The sequence below is a fragment of the Lysobacter sp. Root983 genome (assembly GCF_001429345.1).
In the GTDB taxonomy this organism is placed as follows: domain Bacteria; phylum Pseudomonadota; class Gammaproteobacteria; order Xanthomonadales; family Xanthomonadaceae; genus Lysobacter.
The window spans coordinates 412,174-434,179 of the sequence record NZ_LMJO01000017.1; the positions used below are offsets into that span (position 1 = coordinate 412,174).

Sequence of the window (22,006 nt, forward strand, 5' to 3'; positions counted from 1 at the left end):
TGCGCCGGCCGCCGGTGCCGTGCCGTCTCGGCCCTGGGCGCGACTGCGGCGGGCCGCGTTCAGCCGGCCACGGTGGCCGCCCCGGCTTCCCGGAACGGCAGCGACAGCCGCACTTCGTAGCCGCCGTCGGCGCGTCCGCCGGCGGCGAAGGAATGCGCCTGCGGGTACAGCGCGCGCAGGCGTTCGATGATGTTGCGCAGCCCCAGCGGGGCGACGCCGCGGCCGGACTGGAACGGCCGGGTCTCGCCGGCGCCGTCGTTGCCCACGTGCAGGTGCAGGCGGTCGCCGTCGCGCTCGATCCGGATCTCGAGCTGGCCCGGCGCGGTGCGCGGGGCGATGCCGTGGCGGATCGCGTTCTCCACCAGCGGCTGCAGCAGCAGCGCCGGCACGCGCGCGCGCAGGGTGTCCGGGCCGACGCTCCAACGCAGGCGCAGGCGCGCACCCAGGCGCGCGCGCTCGATCTCCAGATAGGTCTCGGTGAGCGCCAGCTCCTCGGCCAACGCGACCTCGTGGCGATCGCCGCTTTCCAGGGTGGCGCGCAGGAACTCGGCCAGGCGCGCGATCATCTGACGCGCGTCGCCGCTGCGGTCCTCGGCCACCAGGCTGGAGATCGCGTTGAGGGTGTTGAACAGGAAATGCGGGTGCAGCTGATAGCGCAGCGCGCGCAACTCGGCCTCGCGGGTCAAGGCCAGCGCCTGGCGGTTGCGCGCCTTGGTCTCCTGCAACTCGCTGTAGTAGGCCGTGCCTGCATGCACCATGCAGTAGGCGATCATCACCAGCCAGCAGATGTCGCAGCCGGTGAGCAGCACGCTCCAGTCCAGCGGATAGTCCGGCGGCCAGCCGCGCGCGCGCGAGATCGCAGCGCAGGCCAGGTTGTTGCCCACCGACATCAGGTACGTGACCACCAGCAGCACCAGCGCCATCGCCCACTTGGCCGAGCCGCTGCGGCGCATCGTGTCCTGAATCGTGGTCAGCGGCCACATCCAGAACAGATTGCAGAGCAGGAAAGCGCCCCAGAAATACATCGCCTGCTCGCTTCCGAATACCGGCAAGGCCATCAGCACGGTGCATGCCATCAAGGGCAGGCCGACCAGCACCGGCAGCCAGTACGGCGACATCGGCGTGGCCTGCAAAGCACTGCCGATCGAGCTCGGCGGCGCCATCGGATCGCGCAGTTCGCCGCCCAGGGACGCCGTACGATCCACGCGCCGCTCCGCTAGCCGCCCGCGTCGCGCGCGAGCGCGCGGCACAGCTCGGCGGTGGCGTCGTCGACCGGGAAGCAGCACTCGATGTGCAACTCGTCGATGGTGACGTCGCGCGGCGTGCCGAAAGTGGTGATGGTGGAGAAGAACCGCAGCAGGTGTTCGTCGCGGCGCAGCACCGTGGTCAGCAGCGGCGTCGGCGTCGCACCGAGGTCGCGATGGCGCCAGCGCGCGGGTACGCCCGGATAGGCCAGCACTTCGTCCAACAGGGCGCGCGCGGCGGCATCGCCGGGCGCGGCCGCGACCTCGTCGTGCAGATGGCGGATCAGGTCGCCGGCCACCTCCTCCCAATTCGCCACCGCCGGGCGCAGGTCTTCGGGATCGAAGAACTGCCGGATCATGTTGGCGTGCGCGCTGGGCTTGCCGCGCATCACGTAGGCGTTCACGCGCATCGCGGCGGCGTTGGCCATCAGCACGTCCCAGCGCCGGTTGAGCACGAAGGCCGGGTACGGCTCCTGCTGGGCCAGGATGAACTCGATCGCGCGCCGTACTTGCGACAGCTCGGGCGTGTTGAGCGCGGTCTCCGGGTACTTGGGCGCGTAGCCGGCCGCGACCAGCAGCGCATTGCGCTCGCGCAGCGGCATCTCCAGCGCATCGGCCAGCCGTGCGATCACCTCGCGGCTGGCCTGGGCCTTGCCGGTCTCGACGCAACTGAGGTGGCGCGCCGACAGGCCCGCGTCCAAGGCCAGGTCCAACTGGCTCAAGCGCCGCGCCGCCCGCCATTCGCGCAGCAGGGCGCCGACCTGGGTCGGCGCGGCGGACGGGGTGAGGCGTGCGACGGCTGTATCCATCGCCTGCATCTTACGACGCCCGGTAGCGAAAACCATGACCTGCCAGGTCATGGAAGCATGACCTGCGACGACATTGAGGGCATGACCTCCAGCACCAATCATTTGCGCCAACGAAGGACGGTCCTTCGACGGAGCTACCCCATGAACCGCAGGCGCTTTCTCGCTCTCTCCACCGGCGCACTCGCCGCCGGCGCCCTCGCCACCAGCGTCGGTCTGGCCGCGGCCGCGCCGGCCGCGACCGGCCCCTTGAACGCGGCCGCGTTCAAGGCCGCGCGCCGCTATGCGCGCACCCGCTACGGCCGCATCGCCTATGTCGAACGCGGCCGCGGCGCGGCCGCGCTGTTCCTGCACGGCTTTCCGCTCAACAGCTTCCAATGGCGCGGCGCGATCGAACGCCTGGCGCCCTACCGCCGCTGCGTGGCGCCGGACTTCATGGGCCTGGGCCATACCGAAGTCGCCGACGGCCAGAGCGTGGCCCCGGACGCCCAGGTCGAGATGCTGCTGGCGTTGATGGATCGCCTGTCGATCGAACGCGCCGACGTGATCGCCAGCGACAGCGGCGGCGCGGTCGCGCAGTTGCTGCTGGCGCGCCATCCCGAACGCGTGCGTTCGCTGCTGCTGACCAACTGCGACACCGAGATCGAATGCCCGCCCGCGGCCATGCTGCCGGTGATCGCGCTGTCGCGCGAAGGCAAGTTCGTCGACCAGTGGCTGGCGCCCTGGCATGCCGACCACCGTCTGGCGCGCTCGTCCGAGGGCATCGGCGGCATGTGCTACCTGGACCCGTCCAACCCTAGCGACGAAGCCATCGACACCTACTTCTCGCCGTTGCTGGCCTCGGCGCAGAGCAAGGCGCGCGTGCACGCCTACGCGGTCGCGCTGGACCATAACGTGCTCGAAGGCGTGGGCGCATCGCTCAAGCGCAGCACCGCGCCGGTGCGCGTGGTCTGGGGTATGGGCGACACGATCTTCTCGCCGGCCGGCGCCGAGCACCTGGAACGCAGCTTCGGCCGCTACCAGGGCACCCGCCGCCTGGAGGGCAGCAAGCTGTTCTGGCCGGAAGAACGCCCGGACGTGGTCGCCGAGGAAGCCCTGCGCTTGTGGGATGCGGTGTGAGCGCCCGCGCGGCGTCCCGGCAAGACCGGGGCGCCGCCGCTCAGGCCATTTCCTGCCAGCGGTACCAGCGCCGATGCGCGAGCGCCAGCATGTCCAGGTCTTCGCGCGTATCGCCGTAGGCGTAGATCTGCGCGTAAGACGACAGGTCGTAGCGCTCGCCGACGCAGCGCGGCTTTTCCGGACCCACGCATTGCGCGCCGCGGTAGCGGCCGGTCAGTACGCCGTGTTCGACTTCCAGACTGGAGCAGAGAAGGTCCAGGCCGTGGCGTTCGCACCAAGGGCGCAGATACAGGTCGAAGGCGCCGGAGACCACCACCACGGTATCGCCCTGCTCGCGATGCCAGGCGATGCGTTGCAAGGCACCGGGCCGGATCGCGCCGGGCAGCACTTCGTCGGCGAAGCGGCGCCCAGCCTGTTCGGCCTGCGCGGCGTCCAAGCCCTGGAAGCCGAACCGCGCCACTCGCGCGCGGATCGTGCTGCCCGACACCAGGCCCAGCTTGTAGCCCAACACCATCGGCGCGAACAGCCAGCGCCCCAGGCGCAAGCGTTGCGGCGGCACCGCGCGCGCGACGAAATCGGCGAACAGTTCGCGATCGGTGATGGTGCCGTCGAAATCGAAGAGCGCCAGATTCATGCGGCTGCGGTTCGCCTGCGATGAGGGAACCGCAGCATAGCGGGCGGCGCCCGCGCCGGCGCGCGAATCGGACCGGCTCAGGCCAGGTTGGTGAAGCGGTCCACCGCCCACTGGCCGTTGTTGAAGTAAGTCCAACTGGTCCAGGTGGTGGCGCCGCCGACGCCGGGTTTGAACGTGAGCGAGGCCACGGTCTTGAACTTGTTGAAATCCAGCGGCGTCGGATAGTCCTTGCCGCCCTTGGTCACGTCGACGTAGTTGTCGGCGACTTCGCGGGTCGCGTTGTACGGGCCGCAGACTTTGCCGGACTTCAGGGTGAACGTTACTGCGCCGAGTACGGGCATGTGGCACCTCTCGCGTTGGGCTCCGCCTGTGGGAGCGGGAACGGCCGCCTGCGCAAGGCGCCGGCGCCGGTGGGGCCGGCCGTGGTCCGGCCTGAGTCCCCATCCCTAGTAACGCCCCCGAACGGTCCACGTGAACGCAACCCGGCCGCCCCCTAAGATGGCCGAAATTATTTTTCGCCGGCATGTAGAGCAGCCGCCCCCTGCTCCGACTACTTCATGCCAGCGCCCATTCCGGGCGCCGCCAACGACAGGAACCTAGCCATGAAGTACATGCTGATGATGACCTTCCCGAACGCAGACTGGAAAGTGTCGCGGATGGAGCTGTGGCCCGAGCAGGACGTGAACACGCATATGGAGTACCTGCGGCGCATGAACCACGACCTGGTCGAAGCCGGCGAATTCGTCCAGGTCCAGGGCCTGACCGGCCCGGAGGCGGCGACGATGGTGCACGCGCGCGCCGACGGCAGCCCGGCGGTCACCGACGGCCCGTTCCCGGAGTCCAAGGAATTCCTGGCCGGCTATCTGATCGTCGACGTCGACAGCGCCCAGCGCGCCTACGAGATTGCCGCGCGCTGGTCGGCCGGCCCCGGTCCCGGCGGCGCGGCGCTGAACCTGCCGGTCGAGGTGCGCCAGGTCATGGACCATTCGGCGTGCGAGGCCTCGTAAACCCCGTGTCCAACGCCCCCGCCGAACACCTGCTGCGCAGCCTCGCGCCGCAGGTGCTGGGCGCGGTGGTGCGCCGCTACGGCGACTTCGCCGCGGCCGAGGACGCGGTGCAGGAGGCGCTGCTGGCCGCGGCCACGCAATGGCCGCAGCAGGGCGTGCCCGAGCATCCGCGCGCCTGGTTGATCCAGGTCGCGGCGCGGCGCATGACCGACCATATCCGCAGCGAACTCGCGCGCCGACGGCGCGAGGCCGAGGCGCTGCGGCAAACGCCGGACGACGAATGGCTGGCGCCCGCGCCCGACGCCGCCGACGTCGGCCACGACGATGCGCTGATCTTGTTGTTCATGTGCTGCCATCCCGCGCTGACGCCGCCATCGGCGATCGCCTTGACCCTGCGCGCGGTCGGCGGCCTGAGCACGGCCGAGATCGCCAACGCCTTCCTGGTACCGGAGGCGACCATGGCCCAGCGCATCAGCCGCGCCAAGCAGCGCATCCGCGACTCCGGCGTGCCGTTCGAGATTCCCGATCCGCGCGAACGCGGCGAACGCCTGGCCAGCGTGCTGCACGTGCTGTACCTGATCTTCAACGAAGGCTACGTCAGCAGCGCCGGCGAGCGCCTGCAGCGCGAGGATCTGGCCCAGGAAGCGATCCGGCTCGCGCGCGAGGTCCAACGCGGCCTGCCACAGGACGGCGAAGCGGCGGGCTTGCTCGCGCTGATGCTGCTCACCGACGCGCGCCGCGAAGCCCGCAGCGGGACCGACGGCGAACTGATACCGCTGGAGGCGCAGGACCGCACGCGCTGGAACCGGCGCGCGATCGCCGAGGGCGTGGCGCTGATCAGCCGCACCCTGTCGCGCGGCGCGGTCGGCCCCTATCAACTGCAGGCGGCGATCGCGGCCGTGCACGACGAAGCGCAACGCTACGAGGACACCGACTGGGCGCAGATCCTGGCCTTGTACGGCTTGTTGCAGCGGATGTCGGACAACCCCATGGTCGCGCTCAACCACGCCATCGCCGCCGCCATGGTTCACGGCCCCGCGCACGGCCTGGCGCGGCTGCGCGAGCTCGACGCCGACCCGCGCCTGGCCGGTCATTACCGCCTGGATGCGGTGCGCGCGCACCTGCACGAACGCGCCGGCGAGCGCGAGGCCGCGATCGCCTGCTACCGCGGCGCGGCCGTGCGCACGGCCAGCATTCCGGAGCGCGACTATCTGCGCCGGCAGGCCGCACGGTTGTCCGAGCAGGCCTAGACGCGCGCTCAGCCGCGGCGCGCGCGGTGCCAGTCGTACAAGGATTCGGGCAGGCGTCCATCCAGGGCGAGGCCCAAGGCCGGATAGGCGTCCAGAGTGTCCAGCACCTTGGCGCGCAAGCCCGCGAGGGCCGGCGCATCCAGTTGCCCGGGATCGCCGCCCAGGGCGTCCAACACGCTCGCGGCCCAGGCGTAGAGCGCATCGGAATGCGCCAACAGGTCCTGCGCCAGCCATGCGCGCAAAGGCGCATGCACGCGATAGCCGCGCCCGCCCAGCGCATCGGCCTGCGCGCGCAGCAAGGCGTAGGCGCCGCGGTACCACTCGGTGTGGCCGGCGGCCTCGCGCCGGATCAGCAGCGGCGCCGGCGCCTGGTGTTCGCGCAGGGCATGCCGCAGGCTGAGTTCGAGGTCGCGCGCGTCGCGCACGGTTTCGGTTTCGACCAGGAACGCGCGCTCCAGATCGAAGGTTTCGTAGTAGCGCGTCTGCAGCTCGCCCAGGCGGCGCAACGGGCTGCGCGAGAAGCCCAGCTTGAGCAGGTCCTCGTACGCGCAAGGCAGTACGTACAGATAGCAACGCCCCGCGCTGGCGCTGTGGGTGACATCGGGATCGCCGGTGGACAGGAACGCCATCGCCACAGCCTAAATCCTCAAGCGCGCATCCGCTGCGACGCACCGCCTGTTGACCTCAACTTCGCTTGAGGTCGCAGACTGCGCGCCTGCCCGGCCGTCGCGGCCGACACCCCACGTCAAGGATCGCGCATGTCCCTGCCCGTCTCCCCGGTCTATCGCCTGGATCATTTCGTCGTGCCCGCCGCGGCGATGCCCGCCTTCATCGAACGCCTGCGCTACACACAGCAAGCCCTGGACGCCCTGCCGGGCTGCAAGCAGAACCTGGTATTGAGCCGGACCGGGCCCAGCGGCGAGTACGACGTCGCCACCCTGGTCGAATGGGAAAGCGCCGAAGCGTTAGCCGCAGCCAAGGCCGCGATGCAGCGGCACTACGCCGAAGCCGGCTTCGACCCCGCACAGTTCATGCGTGTGCTCGGCATCCGCGCCGACCTGGCCTCCTACGTGCCGACGCCGTTCGCCGTAGCTTGAAGGGGCGCTCAGGCGATCGCGCGCGTCAGCAAGTCCTGCATCGCCGCGCGCATCGTCTGCGCATCCGCACCGGCGTCGATCTCCAAAGCCGCGCGATCGAACGCGGCCGACAGCAGGCGCGCATAGGCGTCGATCTCGGACGGTGCGCGCGCCATCGCCGCGGCCAGTCCCTCGCGCAGCGTGCGCGCGGCGTGGGCGTCGTCCAACGCGGTCAGTTCGGCCAGGCCCAGCACCGCCGGGCCGTCGATCAACAGCAATCGGGTCCGGCCGGGTACCGCCATCGCGGCAAGGTAGGCCTGGCTGCCGGCCAGCAGGGCCGCGCGCGGATCGGCGAGCGCCGGCGCCGCGGCCTCGATGTCGGCCGCCACCGCCTCGGCCTCGCGCGCCAGCACGTGGCGGAACAGATCGCGCTTGTCGGCGTAGTGGTGATAGAGCGCGCCGCGGGTGATGCCGGCGGCCGCGCAGATGTCCGGGGTCGAGGTCTCCGCGTAGCCGCGCTCCACGAACAGGCCGCGCGCGGCCTCAAGCAGAGCCAGGCGGGTGGCCTCGGTGCGTTCGCGGTTGCTGCGGTGGGCGCTCATTGAAATACATTCAGCCTGTATGTTAATGTGGATTTCGCATACAGACTGTATGTTAATTCCCAGGAGCCGACCGTGAAAGTGACCAGCTACTACCCCGTGCTCATGACCGACGACGTCGCCGCGACCGCCGCCTTCTACCGCCAGCACTTCGGCTTCGTCGCCCTGTTCAGCGCCGACTGGTACGTGCACCTGCAACTGGACGGCGACCCGACCGTCAATCTGGCCGTGCTCGACGGCAGCCACGAAACGATCCCGGCGGTCGCTCGCGGCCGCGCTGGCGGCCTGCTGCTGAACTTCGAGGTCGAGGACGTCGACGCCGTGCACGATCGCCTGCGGGCCGCCGGCCTGCCCATCCTGCGCTCGTTGCGCGATGAGGATTTCGGCCAGCGCCACTTCATCACCGCCGACCCCAACGGCGTGCTGATCGACGTGATCAAGCCGATCCCGCCCAGCGCGGACTACGCCCTGCAGTACGAGGCCGGCGCGCTGCCGACCTGAGTTCGCGCGCTCAGGCGAAAGGCAGCAGCGGCCCGCCCAGCCACAGCCAGCGCGCCATCCAGGCCACGGTCAGACCGATCAGGCTGGTCAGCGGCATGCCCACGCGCAAGAAGTCGCCGAAGGTGTACTGGCCGGGATTGAGGATCAGCAGATTGCCGTGGTGGCCGATCGGGGTCAGGAACGAGGCCACCGCGCCCATCGCGGTGCAGACCACGAACGGCAGCGGCGGCAGGCCCAGGCTCTGCGCCAGGGCCAATGCGATCGGCGCCAGCAGCACCGTGGTCGCCGCGTCCGACAGGATCTGCGTCAACAAGGCCGACGCGGCGAACATCAGCAACAGCAGGCCCAGCACCGGCAGGCCCTGCGCGTGCGCGGCCAGCAGCTGCGCGATCAGATCGGCGGTGCCGGTCTTGTCCATCGCGATGCCCAGCGGAATCACACCGGCGATCATCACGTAGATGCGTACGTCGATTTCCTCGTAGGCGCGCTCGATGCTCACGCAGCGCGTAAGCACCATCGCCACCGCGCCCAGCAGAAACGCGATCTGCGGCGCCAGCGATTCGGTGGCCGCCAGCGCGATCGAGGCGGCCATGATGCCCAGCGCCAGCGGCGCGCGCCGGCGCGTGCTGCCGCGCGCGTCGAAGGGCATCAGCATCAGGAAGGCGCGATGCGTGGCCAGTTGCTCCAGGCGCGCCTGCGCGCCCCACAACACCAGCAGATCGCCCTCCTCCAGGCGCAACTCGGACAGCTCGCCGCCCAGCCAGCCCTCCTTGCGCCACAGTCCGACCACGACCACGCCCAACGTGCTGAGAAAATCGATCTCCGACACGCTGCGGCCGAGGAACTCCGAGCGCGGCGCGACCACCGCCTGCACCAGCCGCTCCTCGCCCAGCGCTTCGGCCTTGCCGTCCTCGCGCGGCTTCTCGCCGTACTTGACCACCGCGTGCAAAGACAGGCCGGGCTCGTCGCGCACAGAGGCGATCTCGTCGGGCGAAGCGCGCACCAGCAGCACGTCGCCCGCCGCCAGCGGCGCCTGCGCGCGCTGATCGCGGCGGCGGATGCCGTGACGCAGCCAATCCACCACCTGCAGCCGGCCCTGGAAGGCCTTGTCGAACGCGGCCAGGGTCTTGCCGCTCCAGGGCGACCCCTCGTCCACCAGCAACTCGGTGTAGTAGCGGTCCAGCTTCAGGTACTCGACGTTGCCGCTCTCGCCCTGGCGCTTGGGCAGCAGCCAGCGCCCGGCCAGCATGTAGATCGCGCCGATCGCCACCAGCATCGCGCCGATCGGGGTGATCGCGAACAGGTCCATGCGCCCGGCGCCGTTGCGCGCGAGCAGATCGTTGGCAAGCAGGAACGCCGGCGCGCTGATCAGGGTCAGCGTGGTGCCCAAGGACGCGGCCAGCGACATCGGCATCAACAGACGCGAGGCCGCGAGTTTGCGCTCCTGCGCGAGGCGCATCAGGATCGGCAGCATCATCGCGGTGACCATCAGATGGTGCGAGAACGCCGCCATCGCCGCGGTCGCGGGCATGATCACCGCGATCGCGCGCGCCTCGCTGCCGCCGGCCGCGCGCCCGATCGCCGCGCCGATGCGGTCGGTGATGCCGGTCGCGGACAGGCCCGCCGACAGCACGAACACCGCCGCGACGATGATCGCCGGTTCGCTCGCGAAACCCGACAGCGCTTCCTTCGGCGACAGCACGCCGGTCAGCGTCAAGGCCAGCATCGCCAGCATCGCCACCAGGTCCACGCGCAGCTTCTCGCTGATGAACAGCGCCAGCGCCGCGGCCAGGATCAATAGGAATACGATCTGCTGCGGATCCATCCCCGCCCCTGTTCCGAAATCTGCGTACTAACTTAGCCGATGCGCATGAAGGCGATATTCATGCGTGCCGCGAAGCCGCGCCGATTCGTACAGCCTGGACAGCGGACGGATTGATCCGCCAGCGCCGATCAGATCGTTTGCGCCAGCATGAAGATCGGCGCGTACAAGGCCGCCATGCACGCGGGAAGACCCACCACAAGGATAGCCAGCCCCGTCCAGAACGCGGCCAACCTGCGCCTGTCCGGCCTGGGCCAGAACCGCCAGACCGCCAGCACGATCACGGGCAATAGCCACAACGCCGGATAGGCCCGCAACAACCAGAGCGTGGGCCACGGCAGGTCGGCGCCGAAGGCGCTGAACGTCAGATCGAAACTGGGCACGACCAGGGTGGGAATCAGCGCCGTCAGAATCGCGCAGACCACACCGACCACGACCAACGCCGGTCGTTGCGCACCCGGCGTCGCCGGCACGCGAGTTGAAGGCGCTTGATAAGGATTGTTCATGAGCGTCGGCTTGCGAGCGTGAGGTGGCCTACTTCGTCGACAGCAGGGCACGGACCCGATCGAGGTCGACGCCGTCCCGCCGCTTGGCGGGCCCGCACAGCGATACCTGCACCGCGTCCTCGCCCGCGCTTATCACCAGCACGCTCTCGCCCGGAAACAAATGGATCTGCTCCGCCATATGCATGGCGGTGTTCTTGACAGGGTCGTTATACAAGCTGGTCGTATAGACACGCCTGACGGATGCGGGATCGCCCTTGAACGACTCGCGCACCACGAAAGCATGATCGATGCGATACCCATCCTCGTCCTTGAGCTTGCCGACCGCGCCCGCCAGCTTGGACTCGGTGATCGTCGCCAGGAACACGGTCTTGGCCGCTTTCAATTCGTCTTCCAGCGGCACCGCCAGGCAAATCGCGCACGCGGGCAAGGAAAAACAGGTCGCCGCAATGGCCAGCAGCAGGCGATTCGCCGCCCGCATGGGCTTCGCACTCTGTGTACGCATGGCCGTCCCTCTCCATCGACTGGCGCCAGCCTAGCAAAGATGCGAGCCGGCCCAAGGCGTGATGCGACGAACCGATTCGGCGCGCGGCCAGCATCGAGAGGCGGATCAGACCTCGCGCGCGAGTTCCGGATGTTTGATCCGCCACACCAGCATCGCGGTCAGGCCCAGCAGCATCAAAACCAGCTCCGGCCAGAAGTCGCTCAACGCGTCGCGGCCGCCGGACTGCGCGACCCACAGCTTGCCCAGCAACATGCCCAGGCCTAGCCAGAACAGCCAGCGGTAGCGATACGATGGGTAGCGCCGATCGAGTTCCTCACGTTTGGCAATGCGTGCGCGCATCGCGCTCGGCAGCGGCAGCAGCTCGTGCAATGCGCCGAAGCCGGTCATGACGATCGCCATGACCACTAATAACAGAATCACGCCCTTGGCTTCCCAGGCCACGAACACCGCCAGGCTCGCCAAGGTCACGACGAACAAGGCGATCAGCACGCGCATGGTCTGGGAACGCGGTGGATGGCTCATGCCCTGCCCCTATGGATGGCGACGGTCGGGCACGGCCCGGACGGCTAAAGATACGAAAAAGCCCCGCATCGCGGGGCCTTTTCGCAACACCGCTCCGCTTGCGCGAGAGCGTCCTGAGCGGGCCTCAGGCCCAGGGATCGCGCAACACGATGTTGGCGTCGCGGTCCGGACCGGTGGAGACCATCGCCAGCGGGCAGCCGGACAGTTCCTCCAGCGCGCGCAGGTAGGCGCGCGCGGCGGCCGGCAGCTTGTCCCACTCGGTGACGTTGTGGGTGCTTTCCTGCCAGCCCGGGAACTCCAGGTACACCGGCTCGCACTCGTCCCAGCCCTGCGCGTCTAGCGGGGCGTACTCGGTTTCCTTGCCGCGGTAGCGGTAGGCGATGCACAGCTTGAGCTTCTCCATGCCGTCGAGGATGTCGAGCTTGGTGATGCACAGGCCGGAGATGCCGTTGATCGCGACCGCGCGCTTGAGCGCGACCAGATCGATCCAGCCGCAGCGGCGCGGACGGCCGGTGGTCGCGCCGAATTCCTGACCGCGCTTGCGGATGCCCTCGCCGATCTCGTCGTCCAGCTCGGTCGGGAACGGGCCGCCGCCGACGCGGGTGGCGTAGGCCTTGGCGATGCCCAGCACGTAGTCGATCGAGTCCGCGCCCACGCCGGTGCCGGCCAGCGCGCCGCCGACGGTGGTGTTGGACGAGGTCACGTAGGGATAGGTGCCGTGGTCGATGTCCAGCAGCGAACCCTGCGCGCCTTCGTACAGCACGCGCTTACCCTGCTTGCGCAGGTCGTGCAGGATGCCGGCGACGTCGGACTTCATCGGCTCGACGTATTCGCCGAAGGCCAGCGCCTCGTCCAGGGTCTGCTGGTAGTCGACCGCGTCCACGCCCAGGTACTGGGTGAGCACGAAGTTGTGGTAGTCCAGCGCGCTGCGCAGCTTCTCGGCGAGCTGGTCGGGATAGTGCAGATCGGCCACGCGGATGCCGCGGCGCGCGACCTTGTCTTCGTAGGCCGGGCCGATGCCGCGGCCGGTGGTGCCGATGGCCTTGCCGCCGGCGGCCTTCTCGCGGGCCTGATCCAGGGCGATGTGGTACGGCATGATCAGCGGCGTGGCCGGGCTGATCTTCAGGCGCGAGCGCACTTCCACGCCGGTGGCTTCGAGTTCGTCGATTTCCTTGCGCAGCGCGGCCGGGCTCAGCACCACGCCGTTGCCGATCAGGCACAGCGCGCCGTCGCGCAGGATGCCGGACGGGATCAGGTGCAGCACGGTCTTCTTGCCGCCGATCACCAGGGTGTGGCCGGCGTTGTGGCCGCCCTGGAAGCGCACGACCGCGCCGATCTGCTCGGTCAGCAGGTCGACGATCTTGCCCTTGCCTTCATCGCCCCATTGGGCACCGAGAACGACGACTGACTGACCCATTACACGCACTCCGAATTGGTTTGGCACGGCCCGGCGGGACCGGCATCGCGGAAGGCCCCGCATCGTGCGGAAGCCGAAAACGACAAAAGCCGGCGGGAATCCCCGTCCGGCTTTTGTGCATTATCCGGGTTTCGGGTGGCCGCGGCCACCCCGGCCGCCACAACGGACAGATTCGGCTCAGCCGGAGGCCGGAACGCCCGTGGGGCGGCCCTGGCGGGCACCGGCCGCGCGCAGGGGCGCTCGGCCGCGCCACCCCGGCACCGTCCGTCATCGACTGGCGTGGCCCGTCGCCCGCATCCCGTCGCCCATCGCGCCCCCGCTGGCGCGCCCCGCGGCCGCCTGCGAACACTGCCGCGGACCGCACCCGGAGCCACCGCGATGATCCCGACCTCACCGGCGACGCCTCAGTCCGCCCCCGACCCGACCGTCGCCGCGACCGCGCCCCGCCGCCGCAGAGCCGGCGTCGCGCCGGAGCGCGGCGCGTGCCGCTGGTTCGCGGCCGCGGCCCTGAGCCAGCTGCTGTGCGTGGCGTATGCGATCGGCCACGACAACGTCGCCCTGCAGGGCGCTTGGCAGGCGTCGCCGATCGCGCTTCCGTTGCCGCCGCCGCGCCACGACCGCGAATCCGGCCGATCACCCGTGGCCGCCGTCGACGTCCTTGCGCACTCCGCTTCGGAGCCGCCGCGATGATCCCGACCGCACCGGCGCCCACCTATCCCGACGCCGACGCCGACATCGTTGTCGCCGCGAGCAGGTCGCCTGCCGACACGCTCAGCCGCAAGGCCGGCACGGCCCTGAAGCTCAGCGCGAGCGCCTGGTTCGTTGTCGCGGCCCTGGGCCAGTTGCTGTTCGTGGCCTATGTGCTCGGCTACTACGGCCGCGCCGCTCTGCAGGGCCGCTGGCAGGCCTGGAACGGCGTGTTTCCGCGCGGCTACGTGGCCGGCGACACCGCGGGCAATCTGGTGGTGGCCGCGCACCTGGGCTTCGCCTGCCTGATCGTGGTCGCCGGGCTGCTGCAGCTGACCCCGGCGGTGCGGCGGCGTTGGCCCGCGTTCCACCGCTGGACCGGTCGCGCCTATCTGGCGATGGTGGCGGTGATGAGCCTGGGCGGGCTGAGCATGATCCTCACCCGCGGCTCGGTCGGCGACCTCTCGCAGAAGCTCGCGATCGGCCTCAACGCGCTGCTGATGCTGGCCTTCGCTTATCAGGCCTATCGGCATGCGCGCGCGCGCCACATCGACCTGCACCGGCGCTGGGCGCTGCGCCTGTTCCTGGCCGTGAGCGGGGTCTGGTTCTTCCGCATCGGCCTGATGTTCTGGATCGTCGCCAACCAGGGCCCGGCCGGCTTCGATCCCGCCAGTTTCCGCGGCCCCTTCCTGACGTTCCTCGCGTTCGCCCAGTACCTGCTACCTCTGGCGGTGCTGGAGCTGTACCTGCGCGCGCAGGACCGCGGCGGCGCCGGCGCGCGCATCGCCGCGACCGCGCTGCTGTCGATGCTGACCCTGGTCACCGCGGCGGGCGTCGGCGCGGCCACCATGCTGATGTGGCTGCCGCGCCTGTGAGGCCGACGCCGCCGCCGTCTTAGTTGCTATCGTCGCGCCATGCCCGAACCGGCCCCGCCCCTGTTGCCCGCTCCGCCCGCGCGCATGCTCGGCTGGCGGCGCGTGCGCTTCGTGCTGATCGCCGCTTTCGTCAGCAGCCTGCTGATGAAACTGGGCTCGCAGGCGCCGTACCCCATCGTGCTGCTGCGCATGCTGATCGTCGGCTTCGCGACCGTGCTGGTGTTCGGCGTGTTCGAACGCTGGCCCGCGCGCCTGCCGCGCTGGAGCGCGCGCTGGGTGCTGCAGGTGGTGGGCGTGGCGGCGACGATTCCGTTCGCCGCGATCCTGGCCTACACCCTGACCACCGCCGACAACTCGCTGCCGTGGTGGCAGGACAAGCTGTATCTGGCCGGCGTGACCAAGGTCATCGTCTACGGCCTGCTGGTCGCGCCGTGGATGGCGATCGCCGCGTTGCTGCGCCAGATCCGCGGCGAAGCGCAGCGCCAGGCGCTGGCCTTCGAACTGGAACGCAGCCGTTACGAACGCAACGCGCTGGACGCGCGCCTGCGCATGCTGCAGGCCCAGGTCGAGCCGCATTTCCTGTTCAACACTCTGGCCAATGTGCGCGAACTGGTCGACGCCGGCTCGCCGCAGGCCTCGACCGTGCTGGCCAGCCTGATCGCCTACCTGCGCGCCGCGGTGCCGCGCCTGCACGGCCCGGCCGCCACCCTGGGCCAGGAGCTGGAACTGGTGCGCGCCTATCTGGAAGTGATGCACATGCGCATGCCCGACCGCCTGCAATACGCCCTGCATGCCGACGAGGCCGCGCTGGCGCTGGACTGCCCGCCCATGACCCTGCTGACCCTGGTCGAGAACGCGGTCCGCCACGGCATCGACCCCAGCGAGGAAGGCGGCCGCATCGACGTGCGCGTGCGCCTGCGCGACGGCCGCTGCCTGGCCGAGGTCGCCGATACCGGCATCGGCCTCAGCCGCACCGGCGACGGCCTCGGCACGGGGCTGGCCAATCTGCGCGAACGCCTGCAGCTGGCCTACGGCGACGACACCCGTCTGGTGCTGATCGAATTGCAGCCGCACGGCGTGCGCGCCGAAATCGAATTCCCCGCCCAGCGGAGCGCGCCATGAACGCGCAACGCCCGACCGCCCTGATCGCCGACGACGAACCGTTGCTGCGACGCGCGCTGACGCGCCAGCTGGCGCAGGCCTGGCCGGAGCTGGAGGTGGTCGCGCAAACCCGCAACGGCCGCGAAACGGTCGAGCGCTTCGAGGCGCTGCGCCCGGACATCTGTTTCCTCGACGTGCACATGCCGGGCCTGTCCGGCGTGGAAGCGGCGCGCCTCATCGGCCGGCGCGCGCATCTGGTGTTCGTGACCGCCTACGACCAGTACGCGGTCCAGGCCTTCGCCCAGGGCGCGCTCGACTACCTGGTCAAGCCGGTGGAAGCCGAGCGTCTGGCCGACACCATCGCGCGCCTGCGCGAGCGCCTGCGCGCCGCGCAACCCGCGCCCGACACCGAAGCCCTGCTGGAACGGCTGGCCGCGCAGCTGCAGAAGAAGAGCGCGCCGGAGACCCTGCGCTGGATCCGCGCCTCGGTCGGCCAGGCGCTGCGCCTGATCGGCGTCGACGAGATCGACTTCCTGCGCTCGGACGAGAAGTACACCCGCATCGCCTGGCGCGGCGACGGCGGCAAACCCGGCGAGGCGCTGATCCGCACGCCCTTGAAGGAACTGGCCGCGCAACTGGATCCGGCCCAGTTCGTGCAGGTGCATCGCGCGGTGGTGGTGAACCTGCGCGCGATCAGCCACGTCACCCGCGGCGCCAACGAGACCGCGCACATCCACCTCAAGGGCCGCGACGAAGTGCTGCCGGTCAGCCGCAGCTACCTGCACCACTTCCGCCAGATGTGAGACGCGCGGCGCCGCCGCGCAGCGGATCTCAGGCGCGCACCGCCCACAAGGCCAGCACGCCGACCGCGACCGCCACCGCGCCCACGATGCGCAACTGGCGGTCCGGCATCGCCTGCAGTTGTTCGGCGGCGCGCTTCCAACCGCGCGGCGCCACGAACAGGAACAGCCCTTCCAGCACCGCGACCAGGCACAGTGCCGAAATCAGCTCACCGCTCACTCAACGGTCCGACTTGAGGTATTGCAGGAACGGGTCGTCGCGGTCGAGCACGATCACGCTGTCGCCGTCCTTGAAGGACTGGCGATAGGCCTCGAGGCTGCGCTGGAAGGCGTAGAAGCTCGGATCCTTGTTGGCCGCCGCCGCGTAGGTGCGCGCGGCCTCGGCATCGCCTTCGCCGCGCAGGCGCTGGGCGTCGCGTTCGGCCTCGGCCACGATCACGGTCTTGTCGCGGTCGGCGGTGGCGCGGATCGCCTGCGACAGCTCCACGCCCTCGGCGCGCTTCTGGCTGGCCACCTGCAGACGCTGCGAGCGCATGCGGTTGTAGACCGAGGCCAGCACGTTGCTGTCCTGCGGCAGATCGATGCGCTTGATGCGAATGTCGATGATGCGCACGCCCAGGGTGGAGGCGGCGCGGTTGATGCCGACCAGCTGCTTGCCGATCACGGTGGCGCGGTCGCCGGAGACCACCTGGGTCAGGGTGCGCGAGTTGATCTCGTTGCGCAGCGAGTCCTTGATGATCGGCGCCAGGCGCGCGGCGGCGGTGTTCTCGTCGCCGCCGGTGGCCTGATAGAAGCGGCTCAGGTTTTCGATCTGGCCGATCGCGAAGAAGTCGACGCTGACATCGAGCTTGTCGGCGGTCAGATAACGTTCTGGCGCGGCGGTCAGCACCTGCAGGCGGCGATCGAACACCGAGGCGTTCTCGATCAGCGGCCACTTGAAGTGCAGACCGGGGCCGATGTCGCGGCGCACGATGGTGCCGAGGCGGAACACGATCGCGCCGTGCCCTTCCCTGACCACGAACATCGATCCCAGCAGGGCCAGCAGCACGGCTACGACCACGGCGATCCAGGCGGAGAATTTCATTGTGCGGGCTCCTCGCGGCCATCCGGGCGCTTGCTGCGGGCCGGGCGCGACATGGTTTCGTTACCCGATTCGGACGAAGGCGTCGCGATGGTCGGCGCCAGCAGCTCCGGCGTCAGCAGCGGCGTCGAACCGCCGCCACGCCGTTCCGGCAGCGGCACGTACAGCATCTGGCGCGAGTCGCCGCCGACGATCTTGCGGTTGTCGCCCATCACCTGCTGCACGGTTTCCAGCCACAGGCGCTTGCGGGTGACTTCCGGCGCGGACTTGTACTGATCGACCAGCAGCGAGAAGCGGCTGGCGTCGCCTTGCGAGCGCGCGATCACCGCGGTCTTGTAGCCCTCGGCCTCGGTGCGCACCTGCGACGCCTGACCGCGCGCTTCCGGCACCACCTTCTTGGCGTAGGCCTCGGCCTGGTTGATCGAGGTGGCCTTGTCGGCGTCGGCGCGCTGGGCTTCATCGAACGCGTCCTTGACCTCGTCCGGCGGCCGCGCGTTGGGCAGGTTGAGCTCGGTCAGGGTCAGACCGGTGCGGTAGGCCAGCAGCGATTCCTGCAGGCGCGCGCGCACCACCGTGGTCAGGGCGCCGCGGGCGCTCAGCACGGTGTCCAGGTCGGACCGGCCGATCTGCTCGCGCAACACGCTCTGCGCGGCCTGCTGCAGCACGTCGGCGGAATCGCGCGAACCGAACAGGTACTGCTGCGGATCGCCGATGCGGTACTGCACGTTGATTTCGACGTTGACCATGTTGCCGTCGCGGGTCAGCACCGGCACGGTCTCGGTGTAGGCGTTGCTCTGGGTCGCGTTGACCTTGGTCACGCGCTCGATCGGCCACGGCGCCTTCAAATGCGGACCGGGCTGGAGGATGCGCGAGAAATGGCCGAAGCGCAGGACCACGCCGCGCTCCTGCTCGGTGACCAGCACGAAGCAGTTGAAGACCAGCCACAGACCCAGGATCGCGGCGGCCCAGCGCAGGATGCTGCCTCCGCCCATGCCGCCACCGCCGCCGAACAGGCCGCGAATAGAGTCGAGCAAGGCATCCAGGCCGCGGCCGTCGGACTTGCGTTGCCGCGGCGATCGACCGTTGGGGTCGGATCCGCCGGAATTGTCACTGCCAGGGGTGTTCCAGGCCATGCCTGCTCCAAAGAGGGAACTGCACCCGTGTTCAGCTGACGGGTCGGTTGATTCTAGGTGGGGGCCCTGGCCGTCTCAAGCAAGGTCGTCCGGTACAGCCACCGATTCCAGCAAAGACCGCAGCGGTTCGCCGTGCGGCTGGGCGAACAGGCGCTGGGCGTCGGCGATGGCCAGATCGACCTCCAGCTCCCAGCCGTGCTCGTCGGCGCGTTCAGCGCGGACCGCGCCCAGCTCGTGCAGACGGGCGCGCAGGCGCGCGCCCTGCGACGGCACCCGCAGCGCGCCGGCGACATGGCGCAGCTCCAGGGCCTCGGCCAGCGCGGTGCGCAGCAGGTCCAGGCCCCGGCCATCGCGCGCCGACAGCCAGACCCGGGTATGGCCCTCGCCCGGACGGTCGATGCGCGGCTGAGCGCCGTCCAGGCGGTCGATCTTGTTGAACACCAGCAGCTGCGGCAAGTCGCCGGCGCCGATCTCCTGCAGCACCGCGTCGACCTGGGCGATACGCTCGTCGCGCAGCGGGTCGGCGGCGTCGATCACGTGGATCAGCAGGTCGGCCTCGCGTGCCTCCGACAGGGTCGAGCGGAACGCGGCCACCAGATCGTGCGGCAGATCGCGCACGAAGCCGACCGTGTCGGCCAGCACCGCCGCGCCGCCGGACAGGTCGATCCGGCGCACGGTCGGGTCCAAGGTCGCGAACAGCTGGTCGGCGGCGTAGGCCTCGGCGCCGGTCATGGCGTTGAACAGGGTCGATTTGCCGGCATTGGTGTAGCCCACCAGGGCCACGCGCGGCAGCTCGCTGCGCATGCGCGCACGGCGCATCTGAGTGCGCTGCACCTCGACCTTGTCCAGGCGCTTCTGCAACTGCTCCAGACGCTTCTGCAGCAGGCGGCGGTCGGTTTCCAGCTGGGTTTCGCCGGGGCCGCGCAGGCCGATCGAGCCGCCGCGCTGACGCTCCAGGTGGGTCCAGCCGCGCACCAGGCGCGTGGCCATGTGCTTGAGCTGGGCCAGCTCGACCTGCAGCTTGCCCTCGGCGCTCTGCGCGCGCTGCGAGAAGATGTCCAGGATCAGGCCGGTGCGGTCGACCACGCGCCGCTCAAGCGCGCGTTCCAGGTTGCGTTCCTGGCCGGGCGACAGCGGGTGGTTGACCAGGATCAGGTCGGCGCCGGTGGCATCGGCCGCGGCCTTGACCTCGGCCAGCTTGCCGCTGCCGATCAGCATCGCCGCGTTGGGGCGATCGATGCGCGCGGTCAGCACGGCGGCCACGGTGGCGCCGGCCGACTTGGCCAGCTCGGCGAATTCTTCCAGCAAGCCCTCGTCCGGCGGACCGCCGGCGTGGGGCTGGATCAGTAAGGCGTGTTCGCCTTTGCGTGAGCGTTCGAACATCGAGTCAGCAAGATGGGGAGGAAAACCGGGAATGCAAGCGCGGCGGGACGCTGCGGCCCCGCCATCGTCTCATCCCTGCCGGCCCCTAGCCCGCACTCACTCGTTCTCGTCGTCGCCCTCGGCGCCGCCGCCTTCGCTGGACTGCACGTAGCCGCCGCCGGGACCGACGCGGACGTTGCGCGCGGGCACCACGGTCGAAATCGCGTGCTTATAGACCATCTGGCTCACGGTATTGCGCAGCAGGACCACGAACTGGTCGAAGGATTCGATCGTGCCCTGCAGCTTGATGCCGTTGACCAGGTAGACCGAGACCGGTACGCGTTCGCGCCGCAGCGCATTCAGGAAAGGATCCTGTAAGGATTGCCCCTTGGACATCAGTAGTTCCCCAGCTTTCTAGTTATAAGGTTCGGTGCCAAAGACGGCCCTGGACATCCTGTCGGACCGCGTCGCCGGTAGCTGTCCCCACAGCGGTGACCGGCCGATGGTAACGCAAGTGGCCGTTGCGGATACGGCCCGAACTCAGGCTTTGCGATGGGCGTGCCGGGATCCGCCGATGAACAGCGCGGCGGCCCGTTCCAAGGCCTGGGCGTCGGCGGCCGGGTCGAACCAGCGGGCATCCAACTGCCCGCGCAGCCAGGTCAATTGGCGCTTGGCGAGCTGGCGGGTGGCGTAGATGCCGCGGTCGCGGAACTCGGCCAAGGCCTGCGCGCCGCCCTCGCCGTCCAGGAATTCCCAGGCCTGGCGGTAGCCGACCGCGCGCAAGGCCGGCAAGTCCAACGGCCGCGGATGCGCCTGCAATTCCGGCAAGCCGCGCAAAGCCCGGACCTCGTCGAGGAAGCCGCCGGCCAGCATGGCGTCGAAGCGCTGGGCGATGCGCGCGTGCAGGACGGCGCGATCGGTCGGCGCCAGCACCAGCTTCAGCACCCGGTACGGCAGGCGCGGCGCGCCGGCGGCCTCGCGCCGCCAGTCGCTGATGCGGCGGCCGGACAAGCGGTAGACCTCGAGCGCGCGCTGGATGCGCTGGGCGTCGGTGGCGTGGATGCGCGCGGCCGCCTCCGGGTCCAGCGCGGTCAACTCCGCGTGCAGGGCCGCCCAGCCGCGTTGACCAGCCTCGGCTTCGAGCTGGGCGCGCACACCAGGGTCGGCCTCCGGCATCGGCGCCAGCCCCTGCAACAGGGCGTGGAAGTACAAGCCGGTGCCGCCGGCCAGGATGGGCAGGTGCCCGCGCGCGGCGATCTGGTCCAGCGCGCGCCGGGCATCGACGGCGAACTCGGCCGCCGAGTACGGCTGCCAGGGCTGGCGCAGGTCGATCAGATGGTGCGGCACCCGCGCCTGCTCCTCCGAGCTCGGCTTGGCCGAGCCGATGTCCAGCCCACGGTAGACCAGGGCCGAGTCGACGCTGACGATCTCGCCGCCGTAGCGCTGCGCCCAGTCCAGCGCGAGCGCGGTCTTGCCCGAAGCGGTCGGGCCCATCAGGGCGATCGCGAGCGGGCGCGGGTCGGCGGACATGCGGAGGCGACGGTTCCGGTACGGAGGCGAGCGCGCAGACTCGCACAGCCGCGCACCTCGCGGAAGCACGCACCACCCAGCGGTTTCCACAAAGCTTGTGGGCAAGCGCTGGGGCAAGCCTGTTGATAAGCCGCTGCGGCGCAGGCGCAGCAAGGCCCGCGCGCGGTTCGATCAAATTTTCGCCAGCGCCTGCGCGCTATCCACAAAGCCTGTGGACAAACCTGCGGACAGTATTGGGACGACATGGCTGAGAGCCAGGCGCAGCAAGGAGCGCAAGAGGTCTGTCGAAAAAATGACCAGCGAAATCGCTTGACTTGCCTGCGCGAAGACGCATGCCCGACGGTCGCCGCGCGAACCGCGGATGCGGAACGAATGCGATCGGATTCGTCAATACGCAATCGCCGCCATTGCGTGCTGCAACGCAATACGACG

Annotated in this window: 26 protein-coding genes; 9 read left to right on the forward strand and 17 right to left on the reverse strand. The window is 69.8% G+C overall.

Annotated features, from left to right (window positions below; genetic code table 11):
- Positions 1 to 59: 59 nt before the first annotated feature.
- Positions 60 to 1,205, reverse strand: a complete 1,146-nt coding sequence (locus tag ASE43_RS17695; protein ID WP_157500033.1) for a histidine kinase — start codon at positions 1,203 to 1,205, stop codon at positions 60 to 62.
- A gap of 11 nt (positions 1,206 to 1,216) precedes the next feature.
- Positions 1,217 to 2,053 (reverse strand): helix-turn-helix transcriptional regulator, encoded by an 837-nt coding sequence (locus ASE43_RS17700; RefSeq protein WP_200943923.1) that lies wholly within the window; start codon positions 2,051 to 2,053, stop codon positions 1,217 to 1,219.
- A 141-nt stretch (positions 2,054 to 2,194) separates the two neighbouring features.
- Between ASE43_RS17700 and ASE43_RS17705 the strand changes: the two genes are divergently transcribed.
- Complete coding sequence (locus tag ASE43_RS17705) at positions 2,195 to 3,169, forward strand: alpha/beta hydrolase (protein ID WP_057161378.1); 975 nt, start codon at positions 2,195 to 2,197, stop codon at positions 3,167 to 3,169.
- 40 nt (positions 3,170 to 3,209) lie between these two features.
- On the opposite strand, the gene ASE43_RS17710 is transcribed toward ASE43_RS17705, so the two are convergent.
- Both ASE43_RS17710 and ASE43_RS17715 read right to left on the reverse strand, forming a co-directional pair.
- Positions 3,210 to 3,803, reverse strand: coding sequence for an HAD family hydrolase (locus ASE43_RS17710; protein ID WP_056172955.1), 594 nt, complete (start codon positions 3,801 to 3,803; stop codon positions 3,210 to 3,212).
- Between the two features lie 77 nt (positions 3,804 to 3,880).
- Positions 3,881 to 4,144 (reverse strand): hypothetical protein, encoded by a 264-nt coding sequence (locus ASE43_RS17715; RefSeq protein ID WP_056172952.1) that lies wholly within the window; start codon positions 4,142 to 4,144, stop codon positions 3,881 to 3,883.
- A 261-nt stretch (positions 4,145 to 4,405) separates the two neighbouring features.
- Between ASE43_RS17715 and ASE43_RS17720 the strand changes: the two genes are divergently transcribed.
- Positions 4,406 to 4,810 (forward strand): YciI family protein, encoded by a 405-nt coding sequence (locus ASE43_RS17720; protein ID WP_057161379.1) that lies wholly within the window; start codon positions 4,406 to 4,408, stop codon positions 4,808 to 4,810.
- A gap of 5 nt (positions 4,811 to 4,815) precedes the next feature.
- Complete coding sequence (locus ASE43_RS17725) at positions 4,816 to 6,060, forward strand: sigma-70 family RNA polymerase sigma factor (RefSeq protein ID WP_057161380.1); 1,245 nt, start codon at positions 4,816 to 4,818, stop codon at positions 6,058 to 6,060.
- Positions 6,061 to 6,068: 8 nt separating this feature from the next.
- On the opposite strand, the gene ASE43_RS22935 is transcribed toward ASE43_RS17725, so the two are convergent.
- Positions 6,069 to 6,689, reverse strand: coding sequence for a GIY-YIG nuclease family protein (locus ASE43_RS22935; RefSeq protein WP_057161381.1), 621 nt, complete (start codon positions 6,687 to 6,689; stop codon positions 6,069 to 6,071).
- Positions 6,690 to 6,818: 129 nt separating this feature from the next.
- On the opposite strand from ASE43_RS22935, the gene ASE43_RS17735 reads away from it, so the two are divergent.
- On the forward strand, positions 6,819 to 7,157 hold the full coding sequence (locus ASE43_RS17735; RefSeq protein WP_057161382.1) for a hypothetical protein: 339 nt from the start codon (positions 6,819 to 6,821) through the stop codon (positions 7,155 to 7,157).
- An 8-nt stretch (positions 7,158 to 7,165) separates the two neighbouring features.
- On the opposite strand, the gene ASE43_RS17740 is transcribed toward ASE43_RS17735, so the two are convergent.
- The gene (locus tag ASE43_RS17740; protein ID WP_057161383.1) at positions 7,166 to 7,738 is read right to left on the reverse strand and encodes a TetR family transcriptional regulator; all 573 of its coding nucleotides are present in this window, start codon (positions 7,736 to 7,738) and stop codon (positions 7,166 to 7,168) included.
- 72 nt (positions 7,739 to 7,810) lie between these two features.
- Here ASE43_RS17740 and ASE43_RS17745 point away from each other — a divergent pair, with 72 nt between their 5' ends.
- Positions 7,811 to 8,236: a VOC family protein gene (locus ASE43_RS17745; RefSeq protein ID WP_057161384.1), complete on the forward strand. Its 426-nt coding sequence runs from the start codon at positions 7,811 to 7,813 to the stop codon at positions 8,234 to 8,236.
- A gap of 10 nt (positions 8,237 to 8,246) precedes the next feature.
- On the opposite strand, the gene ASE43_RS17750 is transcribed toward ASE43_RS17745, so the two are convergent.
- The 5 genes from ASE43_RS17750 to ASE43_RS17770 all read right to left on the reverse strand — a co-directional run bounded on the left by ASE43_RS17750 (position 8,247) and on the right by ASE43_RS17770 (position 13,005).
- Positions 8,247 to 10,061: an SLC13 family permease gene (locus ASE43_RS17750; RefSeq protein WP_057161385.1), complete on the reverse strand. Its 1,815-nt coding sequence runs from the start codon at positions 10,059 to 10,061 to the stop codon at positions 8,247 to 8,249.
- A gap of 128 nt (positions 10,062 to 10,189) precedes the next feature.
- Positions 10,190 to 10,564 carry a hypothetical protein gene (locus ASE43_RS17755; RefSeq protein ID WP_157500035.1) on the reverse strand — a complete coding sequence of 125 codons (375 nt, stop codon included), beginning with the start codon at positions 10,562 to 10,564 and terminating at the stop codon, positions 10,190 to 10,192.
- A gap of 28 nt (positions 10,565 to 10,592) precedes the next feature.
- Positions 10,593 to 11,066 carry a hypothetical protein gene (locus ASE43_RS17760; protein ID WP_157500037.1) on the reverse strand — a complete coding sequence of 158 codons (474 nt, stop codon included), beginning with the start codon at positions 11,064 to 11,066 and terminating at the stop codon, positions 10,593 to 10,595.
- Between the two features lie 105 nt (positions 11,067 to 11,171).
- Entirely contained in the window at positions 11,172 to 11,588 is a 417-nt protein-coding gene (locus ASE43_RS17765; protein ID WP_157500039.1) for a hypothetical protein, read from the reverse strand.
- Between the two features lie 124 nt (positions 11,589 to 11,712).
- On the reverse strand, positions 11,713 to 13,005 hold the full coding sequence (locus ASE43_RS17770; RefSeq protein ID WP_057161389.1) for an adenylosuccinate synthase: 1,293 nt from the start codon (positions 13,003 to 13,005) through the stop codon (positions 11,713 to 11,715).
- Positions 13,006 to 13,383: 378 nt separating this feature from the next.
- Between ASE43_RS17770 and ASE43_RS17775 the strand changes: the two genes are divergently transcribed.
- From ASE43_RS17775 to ASE43_RS17790, 4 genes are read left to right on the forward strand one after another with little or no spacing between them, the layout of a single operon-like run.
- Complete coding sequence (locus ASE43_RS17775; RefSeq protein WP_057161390.1) at positions 13,384 to 13,695, forward strand: hypothetical protein; 312 nt, start codon at positions 13,384 to 13,386, stop codon at positions 13,693 to 13,695.
- Positions 13,692 to 14,567 (forward strand): DUF2306 domain-containing protein, encoded by an 876-nt coding sequence (locus ASE43_RS17780; RefSeq protein ID WP_057161391.1) that lies wholly within the window; start codon positions 13,692 to 13,694, stop codon positions 14,565 to 14,567. The genes ASE43_RS17775 and ASE43_RS17780 overlap by 4 nt, the downstream gene beginning before the upstream one ends.
- 39 nt (positions 14,568 to 14,606) lie before the next feature.
- On the forward strand, positions 14,607 to 15,689 hold the full coding sequence (locus ASE43_RS17785) for a histidine kinase (protein WP_082607353.1): 1,083 nt from the start codon (positions 14,607 to 14,609) through the stop codon (positions 15,687 to 15,689).
- On the forward strand, positions 15,686 to 16,471 hold the full coding sequence (locus ASE43_RS17790) for a LytTR family DNA-binding domain-containing protein (protein WP_056172906.1): 786 nt from the start codon (positions 15,686 to 15,688) through the stop codon (positions 16,469 to 16,471). Before ASE43_RS17785 ends, ASE43_RS17790 begins: the two co-directional genes overlap by 4 nt.
- A 28-nt stretch (positions 16,472 to 16,499) precedes the next feature.
- Here ASE43_RS17790 and ASE43_RS17795 read toward each other — a convergent pair whose 3' ends face one another.
- The 6 genes from ASE43_RS17795 to miaA form a co-directional block, all read right to left on the reverse strand.
- Positions 16,500 to 16,688: a DUF2065 family protein gene (locus tag ASE43_RS17795; protein ID WP_056172904.1), complete on the reverse strand. Its 189-nt coding sequence runs from the start codon at positions 16,686 to 16,688 to the stop codon at positions 16,500 to 16,502.
- The gene (gene hflC / locus ASE43_RS17800; RefSeq protein ID WP_056172901.1) at positions 16,689 to 17,552 is read right to left on the reverse strand and encodes a protease modulator HflC; all 864 of its coding nucleotides are present in this window, start codon (positions 17,550 to 17,552) and stop codon (positions 16,689 to 16,691) included.
- On the reverse strand, positions 17,549 to 18,682 hold the full coding sequence (hflK, locus tag ASE43_RS17805; RefSeq protein WP_056172899.1) for an FtsH protease activity modulator HflK: 1,134 nt from the start codon (positions 18,680 to 18,682) through the stop codon (positions 17,549 to 17,551). Before hflK ends, hflC begins: the two co-directional genes overlap by 4 nt.
- Positions 18,683 to 18,757: 75 nt before the next feature.
- Positions 18,758 to 20,065 (reverse strand): ribosome rescue GTPase HflX, encoded by a 1,308-nt coding sequence (gene hflX, locus ASE43_RS17810; protein WP_057161392.1) that lies wholly within the window; start codon positions 20,063 to 20,065, stop codon positions 18,758 to 18,760.
- A gap of 96 nt (positions 20,066 to 20,161) precedes the next feature.
- Positions 20,162 to 20,440: an RNA chaperone Hfq gene (gene hfq, locus ASE43_RS17815; RefSeq protein WP_056172892.1), complete on the reverse strand. Its 279-nt coding sequence runs from the start codon at positions 20,438 to 20,440 to the stop codon at positions 20,162 to 20,164.
- Positions 20,441 to 20,584: 144 nt separating this feature from the next.
- On the reverse strand, positions 20,585 to 21,574 hold the full coding sequence (miaA, locus tag ASE43_RS17820; RefSeq protein WP_057161393.1) for a tRNA (adenosine(37)-N6)-dimethylallyltransferase MiaA: 990 nt from the start codon (positions 21,572 to 21,574) through the stop codon (positions 20,585 to 20,587).
- Between the last annotated feature and the right edge of the window lie 432 nt (positions 21,575 to 22,006).